This is a genomic window from Nonomuraea muscovyensis, assembly GCF_014207745.1.
Lineage (GTDB): Bacteria > Actinomycetota > Actinomycetes > Streptosporangiales > Streptosporangiaceae > Nonomuraea > Nonomuraea muscovyensis.
The window spans coordinates 2,949,821-2,965,662 of the sequence record NZ_JACHJB010000002.1 but is presented as its reverse complement, the minus strand read 5'-3'; the positions used below and the strand labels follow the sequence as shown (position 1 = coordinate 2,965,662).

13 protein-coding genes are annotated in these 15,842 nt (G+C 70.7%); 9 read left to right on the top strand and 4 right to left on the bottom strand.

Going from position 1 to position 15,842, the window contains the following annotated elements; all coding sequences use genetic code 11:
* Nucleotides 1-96: 96 nt before the first annotated feature.
* The 4 genes from FHU36_RS30345 to FHU36_RS30330 are packed head-to-tail and all read right to left on the bottom strand — an operon-like array spanning nt 97 to nt 4,928.
* A complete protein-coding gene (locus FHU36_RS30345; RefSeq protein WP_185087175.1) occupies nt 97-2,001 on the bottom strand; it encodes a glycoside hydrolase family 127 protein in 1,905 nt (634 codons plus the stop codon).
* Nucleotides 1,994-2,758 (bottom strand): carbohydrate ABC transporter permease, encoded by a 765-nt coding sequence (locus tag FHU36_RS30340; protein WP_185087174.1) that lies wholly within the window; start codon nt 2,756-2,758, stop codon nt 1,994-1,996. The genes FHU36_RS30345 and FHU36_RS30340 overlap by 8 nt, the downstream gene beginning before the upstream one ends.
* Nucleotides 2,755-3,669: a carbohydrate ABC transporter permease gene (locus tag FHU36_RS30335; RefSeq protein ID WP_185087173.1), complete on the bottom strand. Its 915-nt coding sequence runs from the start codon at nt 3,667-3,669 to the stop codon at nt 2,755-2,757. The genes FHU36_RS30340 and FHU36_RS30335 overlap by 4 nt, the downstream gene beginning before the upstream one ends.
* Nucleotides 3,666-4,928, bottom strand: coding sequence for an ABC transporter substrate-binding protein (locus FHU36_RS30330; RefSeq protein ID WP_185087172.1), 1,263 nt, complete (start codon nt 4,926-4,928; stop codon nt 3,666-3,668). The genes FHU36_RS30335 and FHU36_RS30330 overlap by 4 nt, the downstream gene beginning before the upstream one ends.
* Before the next feature lie 122 nt (nt 4,929-5,050).
* Here FHU36_RS30330 and FHU36_RS30325 point away from each other — a divergent pair, with 122 nt between their 5' ends.
* The 9 genes from FHU36_RS30325 (at nt 5,051) to araA (ending at nt 15,825) form a co-directional block, all read left to right on the top strand.
* Nucleotides 5,051-6,055, top strand: coding sequence for a LacI family DNA-binding transcriptional regulator (locus FHU36_RS30325; RefSeq protein ID WP_185087171.1), 1,005 nt, complete (start codon nt 5,051-5,053; stop codon nt 6,053-6,055).
* Nucleotides 6,056-6,375: 320 nt separating this feature from the next.
* Nucleotides 6,376-7,359, top strand: a complete 984-nt coding sequence (locus tag FHU36_RS30320; RefSeq protein WP_185087742.1) for a LacI family DNA-binding transcriptional regulator — start codon at nt 6,376-6,378, stop codon at nt 7,357-7,359.
* A 72-nt stretch (nt 7,360-7,431) separates the two neighbouring features.
* Nucleotides 7,432-8,418, top strand: coding sequence for an ABC transporter substrate-binding protein (locus tag FHU36_RS30315; protein WP_185087170.1), 987 nt, complete (start codon nt 7,432-7,434; stop codon nt 8,416-8,418).
* Nucleotides 8,419-8,508: 90 nt separating this feature from the next.
* On the top strand, nt 8,509-10,017 hold the full coding sequence (locus FHU36_RS30310; RefSeq protein ID WP_185087169.1) for a sugar ABC transporter ATP-binding protein: 1,509 nt from the start codon (nt 8,509-8,511) through the stop codon (nt 10,015-10,017).
* Nucleotides 10,014-11,027, top strand: a complete 1,014-nt coding sequence (locus tag FHU36_RS30305; protein ID WP_185087168.1) for an ABC transporter permease — start codon at nt 10,014-10,016, stop codon at nt 11,025-11,027. The genes FHU36_RS30310 and FHU36_RS30305 overlap by 4 nt, the downstream gene beginning before the upstream one ends.
* Nucleotides 11,024-12,022 carry a galactofuranose ABC transporter, permease protein YjfF gene (yjfF, locus tag FHU36_RS30300; RefSeq protein ID WP_185087167.1) on the top strand — a complete coding sequence of 333 codons (999 nt, stop codon included), beginning with the start codon at nt 11,024-11,026 and terminating at the stop codon, nt 12,020-12,022. Before FHU36_RS30305 ends, yjfF begins: the two co-directional genes overlap by 4 nt.
* A gap of 67 nt (nt 12,023-12,089) precedes the next feature.
* Nucleotides 12,090-13,715 (top strand): ribulokinase, encoded by a 1,626-nt coding sequence (gene araB, locus FHU36_RS30295; RefSeq protein ID WP_376774179.1) that lies wholly within the window; start codon nt 12,090-12,092, stop codon nt 13,713-13,715.
* Nucleotides 13,712-14,374, top strand: coding sequence for an L-ribulose-5-phosphate 4-epimerase (locus FHU36_RS30290; protein ID WP_185087165.1), 663 nt, complete (start codon nt 13,712-13,714; stop codon nt 14,372-14,374). Before araB ends, FHU36_RS30290 begins: the two co-directional genes overlap by 4 nt.
* Complete coding sequence (gene araA, locus FHU36_RS30285) at nt 14,371-15,825, top strand: L-arabinose isomerase (protein WP_185087164.1); 1,455 nt, start codon at nt 14,371-14,373, stop codon at nt 15,823-15,825. The genes FHU36_RS30290 and araA overlap by 4 nt, the downstream gene beginning before the upstream one ends.
* Nucleotides 15,826-15,842: the final 17 nt, after the last annotated feature.

The following is a 15,842-nucleotide window of genomic DNA, read 5'->3' as shown; positions in this document are numbered from 1 at the left end:
CTCCAAACAGGAGTGGTACACGGCGGCCGTCGCCTGGCTCGGCGACGCGCCGCCACGAGGGGGTGCTGCTCGGGATGAGGGCGCGGTGCCGGTCCGTCAGGGACGCTCGCCGGCGACGGGGAGCCAGACGCGCATCGTGGCGGGGCCGCGGTTGCCCCACCGGTGGTACGGCACGAGCCGCAGCACGGTGTCCGTGCCGCCGCCGGTGCCGCCGGGCCGGTCCTGCTCCGCGCGGTACGGCCAGCCGTTCGCGTCCGGAGCGGCCCGGACGGCGGCGATCTCCAGTTCGACCACCTCGTCGCCGGGCCTGTCGGCCGGCACGTCGGCGGGCGGGGTCGTCACCCGGGCGGCCAGGTCCGCGAGCGGCGGCTCGTCGCCCACCGACTCGGCGCAGTAGACGAGCGGCCCCCGCTCGACCGTGACGGTGCCGCGCAGCGCGTCCACCCGCCGGTCGGGGAAGGTCCAGCGGGGCGCCATGGGCAGCTCCAGCCGGATCTCGTCCCCGGCCCGCCACTCGCCCTCGGCGACCGCGTACCCCGGCGCGACGGGCACGGCCGCCGGCGAGCGGCCCGCACCGGCCGGCGGCGCTCCCGCCGCACCTGAGGCACCGGACCCATCGGGCGCGCAGGCGCGCGACAGGGTGGCGCCGGTCGCCCAGGACGGCACGCGCAGCGAGATCCGCCCGCGCCCGTCCGCCAGCACCCGCACCGTCACCCCGCCCGACCACGGATAGCCCGTCTCCATCTGGAGCGCCAGCCCGCCGTGCCGGATCTCGCCGGGCGTGAAGTGGTGGATCTGCACGCCGCCCGCATCGGCCGTGGCCACGTAGGCGGGCAGCGAGGCCAGCGTCCGGGCGATGTTGTTCGGGCAGCACGACACGTCGAACCAGGGGGAGCGCAGCCCGACCTGCTCGGCGTGGCTCACGACGCCCTGCGGCGGCTCGGCCGGCACCCGGACGTGCAGCGGATTGGCGTAGAAGAACGACTTGCCGTCCAGCGCCAGCCCGGTGGCGAGCATGTTGTACAGGGTCCGTTCGGTCATGTCGGCGTAGCGGGCGTCCCCGGTCGCCAGCAGCAGCCGGTGCGCCAGCATGATCGAGGCGATGCTCGCGCACGTCTCGGCGTAGGCCCGGTCCGGCGGCAGCTCGTAGTCCTCGCCGAACGACTCGTCGGCGTGCCGCGAGCCCATCCCGCCGGTCACGTGGGTGCGCCGGGCGATGGTGCGCTCCCACTGCGCCTCGACCGCCTTCAGCAGCTCCTGGTCGCCGGTCTCCACGGCCACGTCCACCACGCCGCAGGCCAGGTAGAGCGCCCGTACGGCGTGCCCGCCGAAGACCTTCGCCTGCCGTACCGGGACGTCGTCCTGGAAGTAGGCGCGGCCGAAGTGGATCGGGCCGAGAGCGGGCAGACCACGCCGTTCGACGAAGCGGCGGGCCATCTCCAGGTAGCGGTCGGTCCCGGTCGCCCGGTACAGCTCGACCAGGGCCATCTCGATCTCGGGGTGGCCGCACGTCTCCGTGGTGTCCATGAACCGGCGGCAGACGTGGTCGGCCGCCCGGATCGCCACCTCGGTCAGCCGGTCCTCGCCGTGCGTGCGCAGCCGGGCCACGCCCGCCTGGATGAGGTGGCCGTAGCAGTAGAGCTCGTGGCCCCACTCCAGGTCGGTGTAGCGGTTTCCGGACCAGCGGGTGTTGAGGTAGCCGTCGCCCTCCTGGGCCCGGGCCACGGTCTCGGCCAGCTCGGGCAGGTCCGGGTGCCCGGCCCAGGCCATGCCCTCCAGTAGTTTGTAGATCTCCGAGTCGCTGAACTCCCGGCCCCGGCGTGGCCGCCTGCCGCGGAAGTTGTCGATCCAGCCTTCGCGTTCCATCCATTCCCGGCAGTGGGCGATCGTGACCTCGCGGTCGAGCGTCACGCGGTCGCCCCAGAATCCGGGGGCGAGCCGTACCGCGTCGAGACCGAGAGGAGACAGCACGCCGGTGGAGGGCAGGACAGGGTTAGCCACGCAGAGCTCCCGACATGAATCCGCGCACGTAGTGGCGCTGCAGAAGGATGAAGAGGATGAGGCAGGGGACGGCCATCACCATGACGCCGGCCTGGAGCATGCCGTAGTCGATCGCGCCGAAGGTGCGTTGCGTCATGCTGACCACGGCCACCGGCAGGGTGAAGGACGAGCCGTCGTTGAGCAGGATGAGCGGGGCGAAGAAGTCGTTCCACGAGGCGAGGAAGGCGAACAGGCCGACCGTGACGAGCGCCGGGCGGACGGCGTGCAGCAGGATCCGGGAGAAGGCCCGGAACGTGCCGCATCCGTCGACCAGCGCCGCCTCCTCCAACTCGCGCGGGATCGCCTCGAACGCGTTGCGCATCATGAACAGCGCGAACGGGAGCTGGAACATCACGAACACCAGCGACAGCCCGGCCAGGGAGTTCTGCAGGCCGAGGTAGCCGAGCAGCACGTACAGCGGGATGAGGATCGTCGCGTACGGCACCATGAGGATGGCCAGCGTGGCCAGGAACAGCAGGTTCTTGCCGGGGAAGTCGAATCTGGCGAACGCGTAGCCGCCGAGCGCCGACACGACGAGCGTGCCCGCGACCGTCATGAACGACACCAGGACGCTGTTGGCGGCGTACGTGCCGACGCCCTCGCCGAACCTGGCCATCTCCAGGTAGTTCGAGGGGTCCTCCAGCGACGCCCAGCCGCTCCACACCAGGGGGAACAGGAAGAGCACGGCCAGGGCCGACAGGGTGATGGCGCGTGTCACCGCAGCCTCCGCATCATCAGGGTGTTGAGCCCGACCAGGCCGACGAGCAGCACGACCGACAGGGCCGCCGCGCCGCCGAGGTCGAAGCGGAAGAACGCGTCGCGGTAGACGACCATGACCATGGAGACGGTGCTGTTGTCCGGGCCGCCGTTGGTGAAGATGAAGAACTGGTCGAAGGCCAGCAGCGAGCCGGTCACGCTGAGGATGAGCATGAGCGCCAGCGTCGGCCGCAGCAGCGGCAGTGTGATCTTGGTGAAGATCTGCAGGCGGTTGGCGCCGTCGCTCCTGGCCGCCTCGTACACCTCGACGGGGATGGCCTGCAGGCCGGTCAGCAGGATGAGCATGTTGAACCCGGCGAAGCGCCACAGCACGAGCACGATCGTCGAGAACAGCGCCATGTTCGGCGTGCCGATCCACTTGACCGGCTCGTCGATGACGCCGAGGTCGCGCAGGATCGGATCGATGGGGCCGAAGTCGTTGTTGAGCATCCCGTAGAAGAGCAGGGCGGCGGCGGCGAAGCCGACGGCGCCCGGCAGGAAGAACGCGGTGCGGAAGAAGCCGACCCCCGGCCTGCGCTCCTGCACGAGCAGGGCCAGGCCGAGCGCGACGGACGACAGCAGCACCGTGGTGATCGCCGTGTACTTCAGCGTGAAGAGCACCGCGTCCACGAACAGCGGGTTGTCGGCGATCTTGGTGTAGTTCTCGGGGGCGTTGAACCGGGCGGGCCCGAGCAGCGGCCAGCGGTGCAGCGACATCCACACCACCAGCGCCAGCGGGGCGAGGAACAGCACGCCCACGATGACGGCGGTCGGCGCGGCGTACAGCCAGCCCTGGACCTTCCTGCTGTGCCGGCGGGCGGGCGGCGCCGAGTGCGCCGCCCGCCGCCCGGCTCGGCGGAGCGTCAACGTCATTGCTGCAGTGACTTCGTGATCTCGGCGTTGAGCTGCGGCACCTTGGCGGCGTCACCGAAGATCGCCTCGCGGGCCAGGCGCAGCCACGGCCCCTGCGGGTCGTTGAAGGTCTGTCCGAAGCGCAGCGCGTACGGTGTCTGCCCCTTGGCGACCAGCGAGTTGATCAGCACCACGCGCGGATCCTCGGCCGAGTACTTGTTGCTCGCCAGGTCCGTGCGGGCGACCACGTCCTTGTTCTTGGCCATGACCTCGACCTGCGCCTCGTCGGACATGGTCCAGGACAGGAACTCCCAGGCCGCGTCGGCGTGCTCGGAGGTGGCGGAGACGCCGATCGAGTCGCCGCCGATGAACGTCGACTCGCCGCCGTCCGGACCGGCGATCGGCGCGACGCCGATCTTCATGTCCGCCGGCATCGCGCCGAGCGTGGTCGAGGGCATCGGCATGACGCCGATCTCGCCCTTGGGGAAGAACCCGGTCCAGGTCGGGCCCTGCTCCTCCTTGGCCGTCGGGCCGGTCACCTTCTTGTCGTACATCTCCCGCCAGATCTTGAAGACCTCGGTCATCGCGGGCTGGTCGTTGAGCGAGGTCGTGCCCTCGGGGTTCATCACCTGGCCGCCGGCCGCCCAGACCGAGGGCCAGAAGGTGAAGACGTAGCAGCCGCCGCAGTTACCGCCGAAGAAGGTGCCGTGCACCTTGCCGTCCTTGCCGGCCTTCTCCTGGATGGCGGTGGCGTGCTGGGCGAACTCCTTCAGTGACTTGGGGCCCTGCTCGGGGTCGAGGCCCGCCTTCTCGTAGAGGTCCTTGTTCCAGAACCAGACCGAAAGGTCCAGCGTGTGGGGGATCGTGTACTGCCTGCCGTCGAGCGTGCCCAGCTTCATGTGCGAGGGCGCGAGCTTGTCCTTGAACGGCAGTGCGGCGATCCGGTCGGTGACGTCCAGGAACAGGCCCTGGGAGGTGTAGTTGGGCACGAAGATCACGTCGGCCGCGAACACGTCGGGAAGCTGCTTGGCCCCGGCCGCCGAGGCGATGCGCGGCTGGTAGTTGTCCGTCGGGATGACGGTCAGCTTGACCTGGTTCTTGTGGCTGCCGTTGTAGGCCTGGACCAGTCGCTCGCTCTGCGCCTGCGTGGCGGCGCGGGTCCACATGGTGATCGTGACGGGGCCGTCGGCGGGATCAGGCGCGCCGCCGTCGCCACCTCCGCAGGCCGTTGTGAACGTTAACACTCCGAGGATGGCGATCCCGGCCAGCCGTCGTCTCATGGTCTCTCCTTGGGGATCCCCGAGAACTAAAAGGTTTTCGGAAACGTAGAAGAAACATTCGTGCATGTCAATGGGTGTTATGGTTCGCTCCAGATGTCGGTTACTGAAAAGGGTTTCGAAACATGGCGGGTCGGCGCGCGACCATCAACGACGTGGCGTCCCTGGCGGGGGTGTCGATCGCCACGGCGTCCAAGGCGCTCAACGGGCGGCAGGACGTCCGGGCCTCGACGCGTGAGCGGGTGCTGGCCGCCGCCGAGCAGCTCTCCTTCCAGCCGAACGCGCTGGCCCGCGGGCTGCTGTCGGGGCAGACGCGCACGGTGGGGCTGCTCACCTCCGACAGCGTCGGCAGGTTCGGCATCCCGGTGCTGCTCGGCGCGGAGAACGCCTTCGGCGCGGGCGAGATGGCGGTGATGCTGTGCGACGCCCGGGGCGACGCGATCAGGGAGCAGCACCACCTGCGCGCCCTGCTGTCGCGCCGGGTGGACGGGCTGATCGTGGTGGGGGAGAGCACCAACCCGCGCCCCTCCGTCAGCAGGGACCTGCCGGTGCCCGTGGTCTACGCCTACGGCCCCTCCGACGACCCGGACGACGTGTCGTTCGTGCCCGACGACGTGGGCGGGGCGAGGCTGGCCGTCGAGCACCTGCTGGCCCTCGGGCGGCGCGGGATCGCGCACATCACCGGACCCCAGCACTACCAGGCCGCCCGCGACCGGGCCGAGGGGCTGGGGCGGGCGCTCGCCGCGGCCGGGGTGCGGCAGGCGGGCGAGACGCTCTGGGGCACGTGGTCGCAGCGGTGGGGGCGGCACGCCGCCGAGATGCTGCTCATGGCCGAGCCCGAGGTGGACGCGGTGTTCTGCGGCAGCGACCAGATAGCGGCCGGCTTCGTCGAGGCCGCCCGCGAACGCGGCCGGTCGGTGCCCGGCGACATCGCGGTGATCGGCTACGACAACTGGGAGGTGCTGTCCACCGAGACCCGGCCCGCCCTGACCACCGTGGACCTGAACCTGGAGGAGCTCGGCCGCACCGCCGCCCAGCACCTGTTCGCCGCCATCGACGGCAGGGCGACGCCGGGCGTGCACCGGATGCCCTGCCGGCTCGTCATCCGCGACTCGACCGCCGCCGGGTGAGCCGTGCCGGACCGGGCGCGCAGCACGCCGTCCGGCCCGGCGGCGCGGCCCGCGACCGGCCGCACACCTGAGACGGGTCTCTTGGCAGGGGAGGTTCCTCAGCTATACTGTTAACGCTAACACGAGCATGCGGGCGTTGCCAACGGAGAGCTGGGCGCCCCCGTCGAGGCGTCCTCACCATCCGCGTCAAGGTCCTCCGGGCGTAACGCGACCGTAATCGAGACGCCTCTTGACGAGACCCGTTGTTAACGTTCACAGTCTTGCCAAGCCAGGAAAAGGAGCAGCTCGTGGGATCGACCTCGGAGCGCCGCCCGCCGGTCATGGCCGATGTGGCCAAAGAGGCCGGCGTGTCGCACCAGACGGTCTCACGCGTGCTCAACGAGCACCCCAACGTGCGCAGCGAGACCCGCGCCAAGGTGCTCGTGGCGATCGACAAGCTCGGCTACCGCCGAAACCTCGTCGCCCGCGCGCTCGTCACCCGGCACTCCCGGACCCTCGGCGTGGTCAGTTTCGACACCACGCTGTACGGCCCGGCGAGCACCGTCTACGGCATCGAGCAGGCGGCCAGGGCCGCCGGCTACTTCATCAGCATCGTCAGCCTCAGATCGATCGACCGGAGCGGCGTCCGCGACGCCCTCGACTACCTGGCCGACCAGGGCGTCGACGGCATCGTCGTGGTGGCGCCGCAGCGTTCGGCCGCCCAGGCGCTGGCGGACCTGCCCCTCGGCGTGCCCACGGTCGCGGTCGAGGGCGGCGAGGCCGGCGAGGTGTCGGTCGTCTGCGTCGACCAGGTCGAGGGCGGCAGGCTCGCCACGGAGCACCTGCTGTCCCTGGGGCACGAGACGGTCTGGCACGTCCGCGGTCCCTCCGACTGGCTGGAGGCCGAAGGGCGCGTGGCCGGGTGGCGGGCCGCGCTGGCGCGAGCGGGCCGCGAGGCCCCGCAGCCGCTCGCCGGGGACTGGAGTCCGCGCTCGGGTTACGAGGCGGGCCGCAGCCTGGCGAGCATGACGGACGTGACCGCGGTCTTCGTCGCCAACGACCAGATGGCGCTCGGGGTGCTGCGGGCGTTCACCGAGCGGGGCGTGAAGGTCCCCGGCCGGGTGAGCGTCGTCGGTTTCGACGACATCCCCGAGTCGGAGTTCTTCTCGCCCCCGCTGACCACCATCAGGCAGGACTTCGGCGCGGTGGGCAGGCACAGCATCGAGGTGCTTCTACGGCAGATCGAGGGCCGGGAGCCACACGGGCGCGAGCGTCTCGTGGTCCCGCCCTCCTTGGTCGACCGGGCCAGCACGGCCCGGATCTAGTCGGGGACAGGTTTGGCGCGGCGCTGACGCGGCCTTCGCTGTTAGCGCTCACATCAGAAAGGAACTCCCCACGTGTTGAAGAGGATCTCGACGCTGGTTCTCGCCGGGCTCACCGCGGTGACGCTGGCCGGCTGCGGTGGCGGTGGCGGTGCTGACACCAGCGCCTCCAGCGGCGGCGACGGCTCGATCACCATGGGCTTCTCGCAGGTCGGCGCGGAAAGCGGCTGGCGGACGGCCAACACCAAGTCGGTCCAGGAGTCGGCCAAGACGGCCGGCATCACCCTGAAGTTCTCCGACGCCCAGCAGAAGCAGGAGAACCAGATCAAGGCCATCCGCTCCTACATCCAGCAGAAGGTGGACGTCATCGCCTTCTCGCCGGTGGTGGAGTCGGGCTGGGACACGGTCCTGAAGGAGGCCCAGAACGCCAAGATCCCGGTCATCCTGACCGACCGGGCCGTGGACTCCAAGGACACCAGCCTCTACAAGACCTTCCTCGGCTCCGACTTCGTCGAGGAGGGCCGCAAGGCCGGCACGTGGCTGCTGGAGGAGTACAAGTCGGGCACCGACCCGGTGAACATCGTCGAGCTGCAGGGCACCACGGGCTCCGCTCCGGCCAACGACCGCAAGGCCGGGTTCCAGGAGGTCATCGGCGGCGAGGCCAAGTTCAAGGTCATCGCCTCGCAGACCGGCGACTTCACCAGGGCCAAGGGCAAGGAGGTCATGGAGGCCTTCCTGAAGGCCCACCCCGACATCGACGTCCTCTACGCCCACAACGACGACATGGGTCTGGGCGCCATCGAGGCCATCGAGGGCGCGGGCAAGGTGCCCGGCAAGGACATCAAGATCATCACGGTCGACGCCGTCAAGGACGGCATGCAGGCCCTCGCCGACGGCAAGATCAACTACATCGTCGAGTGCTCCCCGCTGCTCGGCCCGCAGCTCATGGACCTCGCCAAGAAGGTGGTCAAGGGTGAGTCCGTCCCCGCCCGCGTGGTGACGGAGGAGACGACCTTCACCCAGGAGCAGGCCAAGGCCGCGCTGCCCCAGCGCCAGTACTGACCGGTGGCCGGGCCGGACCCAGGTCGGCGACGACGCTGGGGCCCGGCCCGGCCGCGTGCGACGAGCGCGAACAGGAGAGGGGACGCCGCGATGGCCGAACCCGCACCCATCCTGCGCATGAGCGGGATCGGTAAACAGTTTCCCGGAGTGAGGGCCCTCGACGGCGTCGACCTGAGGCTGCTCCCGGGCGAGGTGCACGCGCTGATGGGCGAGAACGGCGCGGGCAAGTCCACGTTGATCAAGGTGCTGACCGGGGTCCACCCGTGCGACGAGGGCAGCGTCGAGCTGGCCGGGCGGAGCGTGGCCTTCGCCGGCCCCCTGGAGGCCCAGCGGGCCGGGATCAGCACGGTCTACCAGGAGGTCAACCTCTGCGCCAACCTCTCGGTGGCGGAGAACGTCTTCATCGGCCGCGAGCCGCGCCGGCGCGGGCGCATCGACTTCAGGCGCATGCGGGCGCGGGCGGCCGAGCTGCTGGCCCGGCTGGAGCTGGACGTCGACGTCTCGGCGCCGCTGTCGTCGTGCTCGCTGGCCATCCAGCAGATGGTCGCCATCGCCCGCGCGATCGACGTCGACGCCCGGGTGCTCATCCTGGACGAGCCGACCTCCAGCCTCGACGCGGGCGAGGTCGAGCAGCTCTTCCGGGTGATGCGCACGCTCAAGGAGGAGGGCATCGCGATCCTCTTCGTCTCCCACTTCCTCGACCAGATCTACGAGATCTCCGACCGCATGACGATCCTGCGCAACGGCCGGCTCGTGGGCGAATACCTCACCAGCGAGCTCAGCCAGGTCGACCTGGTCGCCAAGATGATCGGCCAGGAGCTGGCCGACCTGGAGAAGCTGCACGGCGAGGCCAGGGTGTTCGACCGGCCGCTGGTCGAGGCGCGCGAACTGGGCCGGACCGGCGCCATCGAGCCGTTCTCGCTCACCATCCACGAGGGCGAGGTCGTCGGCCTGGCCGGGCTGCTCGGCTCCGGCCGTACCGAGATCGCCCGGCTGCTCTTCGGCGCCGACCACGCCACCGCCGGCGAGGTGGCGGTCGGCGGCGCGGCCGTGTCGCTGCGCACGCCGCGCACCGCGATGACGCACGACATCGCCTTCTGCTCCGAGAACCGCAAGCAGGACGGGCTCATCCCCGACCTCACGGTCAGGGAGAACATCATCCTCGCCCTGCAGGCCACCCGCGGCTGGACCAGGCCGGTGCCGCGCGAACAGCAGGACGAGCTGGTCGGCCGGTACGTCAAGGCGCTGCGGATCAGCCCGCCGAACCCCGACCACCTCGTGCGCAACCTCAGCGGCGGCAACCAGCAGAAGGTGCTGCTGGCCCGCTGGCTGATCCTGGAGCCGAAGCTGCTCATCCTCGACGAGCCCACCCGCGGCATCGACGTGGGCGCCAAGACCGAGATCCAGCGCCTGGTCGCCGAGCTGTCCGACGGCGGCATGGCGGTGCTGTTCATCTCCGCCGAGCTGGAGGAGGTGCTGCGGCTCAGCCACCGGGTCGGGGTGCTGCGCGACCGCAGGCTGGTGGCCGACCTGCCCAACGACGACGCCTTGACCACGGACGTGCTCCTGGAGACCATCGCGAGCGGAGGGCGGGCATGAGACGACTGCTGTGGCCGCTGGCCATCCTGGCGGCGCTGATCCTGCTGAACGTGGCGTTCTCGCCCGGATTCCTGTCGATCCAGATGCGGGAGGGCCACCTCTACGGCAGCCTGATCGACATCCTGCGCTTCGGCGCGCCGCTCATCCTGGTGTCGCTGGGCATGACGCTGGTCATCGCGACGGGCGGCATCGACCTGTCGGTCGGCTCGGTGGTGGCCATCTCGGGCGCGCTGGCCTGCCTGCAGCTCAGCCAGGACGCGAGCGTCCTCACCTCCGTGGTGCTGGCACTCGGCCTGTCGGTGCTGCTCGGGGCGTGGAACGGCTTCCTCGTCGCCGGGATCGGCATCCAGCCGATCATCGCCACGCTGATCCTCATGGTGGCCGGGCGCGGCCTGGCCCAGCTCATCACCGACGGGCAGATCATCACCGTCAACAGCCCCGCCTACAAGCTCATCGGCGGCGGCTACCTGCTGACGATCCCGTTCGGCATCCTGCTCGTGCTGGTCGTGCTGGGCGTCACCGCGTTCCTCACCCGACGGCTCGCGCTCGGCATGCTCATCGAGTCGGTCGGCGGCAACGCCGAGGCCAGCAGGCTCGCCGGCATCCGCGCGCGCGGGATCATCGTCATGGTCTACGCGTTCGCGGCGCTGTGCGCGGGCGTCGCCGGGTTGATGATCAGCTCGAACGTCTCCAGCGCCGACGGCAACAACGCCGGCCTGTGGATCGAGCTGGACGCGATCCTCGCGGTGGTCATCGGCGGCACCTCGCTGGCGGGCGGGCGCTTCTCGCTCGGCGGCACGGTCGTCGGCGCGCTCATCATCCAGACGCTGACCACCACGATCTACTCGGTGGGTGTGCCGCCGGAGACCACGCTGCTGTTCAAGGCGCTCGTGGTGGCCGCGGTCTGCCTGATCCAGTCCCCGTCGTTCCGTGAGAAGGTGTTCCGCCGCCGCGGGACCCCGGCCGGGCCGCGCCCGGCGGCCGAGGAGAAGGTGCGGGTGACGGCATGACGCCCCCTGCGATGACGCTCGACCGGGGCGTGCTGCGGGCCGTCCCGGCCAGGTACGTGCCCGTGCTGGTGACGGCCTGCCTGTTCGTGGCGATGTTCGTGGCGGGCGGCGTCCGCTACGAGGGCTTCGCCAGCGGGCAGGTGATTCTCAACGTCTTCATCGACAACGCCTTCCTGCTGGTCGTCGCGGTCGGCATGACGTTCGTGATCCTCACCGGCGGCATCGACCTGTCGGTCGGCTCGGTGGTCGCGCTGTCCACGATGATCTCGGCGAGCCTCATGGCCGGGCCGGGCTGGCCGCCGTACCTGGTCGTCCCGCTGGTGCTGCTCATCGGCTCCACGCTGGGGCTGGTGATGGGCTACATCGTGCACGTCTTCGACATCCAGCCGTTCATCGTCACCCTGGCCGGGATGTTCCTGGCCAGGGGCCTGTGCTACACGATCGGCACCGACTCGATCCCGATCGAGGACCCGACGTTCACCGCGTTCGCGCAGACCAGGATCGACCTGTTCGCCGACCTGTGGATCTCGCCCAGCGTGCTCGTCGCGGCCGTGGTGGTGCTGGTGGCGGCGTACGTGCTGCACTACACGCGGCTCGGCCGGACCGTGTACGCCACCGGCGGCAGCGAGCAGTCGGCGCAGCTCATGGGCCTGCCCGTCGGGCGCACCAAGATCGCCGTCTACACGATCAGCGGGTTCTGCTCGGCGCTCGGCGGCGTGCTGCTGTCGTTCTACATGCTCTCGGGATACGGCCTGCACGCCGTCGGCATGGAGCTCGACGCGATCGCCGCGGTCGTCATCGGCGGCACGCTGCTGACCGGGGGCTCCGGATTTCTGTTCGGCACGGTGCTGGGCGTGCTGGTGCTGGGTCTGATCCAGACCGTCATCAGCTTCGAGGGCACGCTGAGCTCGTGGTGGACGAAGATCTTCATCGGCCTGCTGCTGTTCGTCTTCATCCTGTTGCAGCGTCTATTCTCGGCGCGGCGCCGTACGTGACCGGTTGTGCGGCTGTGCCGTGCCCGACCTTGGGGAGTGTTGTGTGAGCGCTAACAGCGACAGCTATGTGATCGGCGTCGACTTCGGGACGCTGTCGGGGCGCGCCGTCGTGGTACGCGTGTCCGACGGGGCCGAGCTGGGCACCGCCGTCCACGAGTACACCCACCGTGTCATCGAGGACCGGCTGCCCGGCACGGACGTGCGCCTGGCGCCCGACTGGGCGCTCCAGTCGCCGCACGACTGGCTCGACGTGCTGCGCACCGCGGTCCCCGAGGCCGTGGCCGCCGCCGGGATCGACCCCGCCCGGGTGATCGGGCTCGGCACCGACTTCACCGCCTGCACCGTGCTGCCGGCCAGGGCGGACGGCACGCCGCTGTGCGAGGAGACGCCCGAGCGGCCGCACGCCTGGCCGAAGCTGTGGAAGCACCACGCGGCGCAGGCGCACGCCGACCGGATCAACGCGCTGGCCGCCGAGCGCGGCGAGACGTGGCTGCCGCGCTACGGCGGCAAGATCTCCTCGGAGTGGCAGTTCGCCAAGGCGTTGCAGGTGCTGGAGGAGGACCCCGAGGTCTACGCCAGGACCGACCGGTGGATCGAGGCGGCCGACTGGATCGTCTGGCAGCTCACCGGCGTGGAGACCCGCAACGTCTGCACCGCCGGCTACAAGGGGATCTTCCAGGACGGCGGCTACCCCTCCGCCGGGTTCCTGACCGCGCTCAACCCGGGCTTCGCCGGCTTCACCGCCAAGCTGGGCCAGGAGCTGTCCCCCCTCGGCGGGCTCGCCGGCCGGCTGACCGCGCAGGCCGCCGGGTGGACCGGGCTGCCCGAGGGCATCGCCATCGCCGTCGGCAACGTCGACGCGCACGTCACCTCGGCCGCCGCCGACGCGGTCCGGCCCGGCCAGATGGTCGCCATCATGGGCACGTCCACCTGCCACGTGATGCCCTCCGACCAGCTCGCCGAGGTGCCCGGCATGTGCGGCGTCGTCCGCGACGGGATCGTGCCGGGGTTGTGGGGCTACGAGGCCGGCCAGTCGGGCGTGGGCGACATCTTCGCCTGGTTCGTCGACAACGGCGTGCCCGCCTCCTACACCCGGGCCGCCGAGGAGCGCGGCCTGTCGGTCCACGCGTACCTGACCGAGCTGGCCGCCGCCCAGCGGGTGGGCGAGCACGGGCTGGTGGCGCTCGACTGGCACAACGGCAACCGCTCGGTGCTGGTGGACCACAACCTGTCCGGCGTGATCGTCGGCCAGACGCTCAGCACCCGGCCCGAGGACGTCTACCGCGCCCTCATCGAGGCCACCGCGTTCGGCGCCCGGATGATCGTCGAGACGTTCGAGAAGGCCGGCGTGCCGGTCGAGGAGTTCGTGGCCGCCGGCGGGCTGCTGAAGAACCGGTTCCTCATGCAGATCTACGCCGACGTGCTGCGGCGCCCCCTGTCGGTGATCGGCTCCGACCAGGGCCCGGCCCTCGGCTCGGCCATCCACGCGGCCGTCGCGGCGGGGGCCTACGCCGACATCCAGCAGGCCGCCGCCGCGATGGGCACGCGGCGCGACGACGCCTACCTGCCCGACGAGGCCAGGGCCGACGCCTACGACCGGCTCTACGCCGAGTACCGCACACTGCACGACTACTTCGGGGACGGACGGATGCTGCACACGCTGCGCGCGATCAGGAACGAGGCCAACGGATGACCGTCGCCGACATGCGGAAGACGATCAGCGACCTGCACGCCGAGCTGGTGCGCAACAACCTCGTGGCCTGGACCGCCGGAAACGTCTCCGGCCGGGTGCCCGGCGAGGACCTGTTCGTCATCAAGCCGTCGGGGGTGAGCTACGACGAGCTGTCGCCGGCCACCATGGTCGTCTGCGACCTCGACGGCAACCTGGTCGAGGGGGCGCACTCCCCGTCCAGCGACACCGCCGCACACGCCTACGTCTACCGCAACCTGCCCGAGGTCGGCGGCGTCGTGCACACCCACTCCACCTACGCCACCGCCTGGGCGGCCCGCGGCGAGGCCGTCCCGTGCGTGCTCACCGCGATGGCCGACGAGTTCGGCGGCGAGATCCCCGTCGGGCCGTTCGCGCTCATCGGCGACGACTCCATCGGCCAGGGCATCGTCGAGACGCTCAAGGGGCACCGTTCGCCGGCCGTGCTGATGCGCAGCCACGGCGTCTTCACGATCGGCAGGGACCCGAAGGCCGCCGTGAAGGCGGCCGTCATGTGCGAGGACGTGGCCCACACCGTGCACATCGCACGGCAGCTCGGCGAGCCCCTGAAGATCGCGCAGGACGACGTCGACCGCCTCTACGACCGCTACCAGAACGTCTATGGACAAAGGAGCCCGCGTTGAACATCTGGTTTCTGACCGGCAGCCAGGGGCTGTACGGCGAGGAGACGCTGCAGCAGGTCGCCGAGCAGTCGCGGCGCATCGCCGAGGCGCTCCCGCTGCCCGTGGAGTGGAAGCCCGTGCTGACCGACGCGGCGGCGATCCGGCGCGTCATGCTGGAGGCGAGCGCCGACGACACGTGCGCCGGGGTGATCGCCTGGATGCACACCTTCTCGCCGGCCAAGATGTGGATCGCCGGGCTCGACGCGCTGCGCAAGCCGCTGCTCCACCTGCACACGCAGGCCAACGTGGAGCTGCCGTGGAGCTCCATCGACATGGACTTCATGAACCTCAACCAGGCGGCGCACGGCGACCGGGAGTTCGGCCACATCCAGACGCGGCTGGGCGTCGCGCGCAAGACCGTGGCCGGGCACGTGAGCGACCCGTACGTGGCCGACCGCGTCCTCGCCTGGGCGCGGGCCGCCACCGGCCTGGCCGAGGTGCGCACGCTCAAGCTCGCCCGTTTCGGCGACAACATGCGCGACGTCGCCGTCACCGAGGGCGACAAGGTGGAGGCGCAGCTCCGCTTCGGCGTCTCGGTCAACACCTACGGCGTGAACGACCTGGTCGAGGCCGTGGACGCCGCCTCCGACGCCGACGTGAACTCCCTGGTCAAGGAGTACGAGGAGCTCTACCGGGTGGCGCCCGAACTGCTCGGGGAGCGGCGCGAGTCGCTGCGCTACGCCGCCCGGATCGAGCTGGGCCTGCGCCACTTCCTGGAGGCAGGCGGCTTCAGGGCGTTCACCACGAACTTCGAGGACCTCGGCGGGCTGCGGCAGCTTCCCGGCCTGGCCGTGCAGCGGCTGATGGCCGACGGCTACGGCTTCGGCGGCGAGGGAGACTGGAAGACCTCGGTGCTGCTGCGTACGCTCAAGGCCATGACGCCAGGCGGTACGTCCTTCATGGAGGACTACACCTACCACCTGACGCCGGGCGAGGAGCTCATCCTCGGCGCGCACATGCTGGAGGTCTGCCCGTCGATCGCCGACGGCACGCCGTCCTGCGAGATCCACCCGCTCGGCATCGGCGGCCGGGAGGACCCGGTCCGGCTCGTGTTCGACGCGACGCCGGGCCCCGGCGTGGTGGTCGGCCTGGCCGACATGGGCGACAGGTTCCGGCTGGTGGCCAACGAGATCGACCTCGTGGCCCCGCCCGAGCCGCTGCCCGAGCTGCCGGTCGCCCGAGCGGTCTGGCGCCCCCGGCCCGACCTGCGCACCAGCACCGAGGCGTGGCTGACCGCCGGCGCGCCGCACCACACCGTGCTGTCCACGGCGGTCGGCACCGAGGAGCTGACCGACCTGGCCGACATGCTGGGCGTGGAGCTGCTGGTCATCGACGCCGACACCACGATCCGGCAGTTCGCCAAGGAACTGCGCTGGAACCAGGCCTACTACCGTCTGGCCCAGGGCCTGTAGTGGCGGCCGCACCGTCC

Coding starts and splice junctions, on each gene's coding strand:
- FHU36_RS30335 (WP_185087173.1), bottom strand. CDS start 3,669: ATGACGTTGACGCTCCGCCGAGCCGGGCGGCGGGCGGCGCACTCGGCG.
- FHU36_RS30330 (WP_185087172.1), bottom strand. CDS start 4,928: ATGAGACGACGGCTGGCCGGGATCGCCATCCTCGGAGTGTTAACGTTC.
- FHU36_RS30325 (WP_185087171.1), top strand. CDS start 5,051: ATGGCGGGTCGGCGCGCGACCATCAACGACGTGGCGTCCCTGGCGGGG.
- FHU36_RS30320 (WP_185087742.1), top strand. CDS start 6,376: ATGGCCGATGTGGCCAAAGAGGCCGGCGTGTCGCACCAGACGGTCTCA.
- FHU36_RS30310 (WP_185087169.1), top strand. CDS start 8,509: ATGGCCGAACCCGCACCCATCCTGCGCATGAGCGGGATCGGTAAACAG.
- FHU36_RS30305 (WP_185087168.1), top strand. CDS start 10,014: ATGAGACGACTGCTGTGGCCGCTGGCCATCCTGGCGGCGCTGATCCTG.
- yjfF (WP_185087167.1), top strand. CDS start 11,024: ATGACGCCCCCTGCGATGACGCTCGACCGGGGCGTGCTGCGGGCCGTC.
- FHU36_RS30290 (WP_185087165.1), top strand. CDS start 13,712: ATGACCGTCGCCGACATGCGGAAGACGATCAGCGACCTGCACGCCGAG.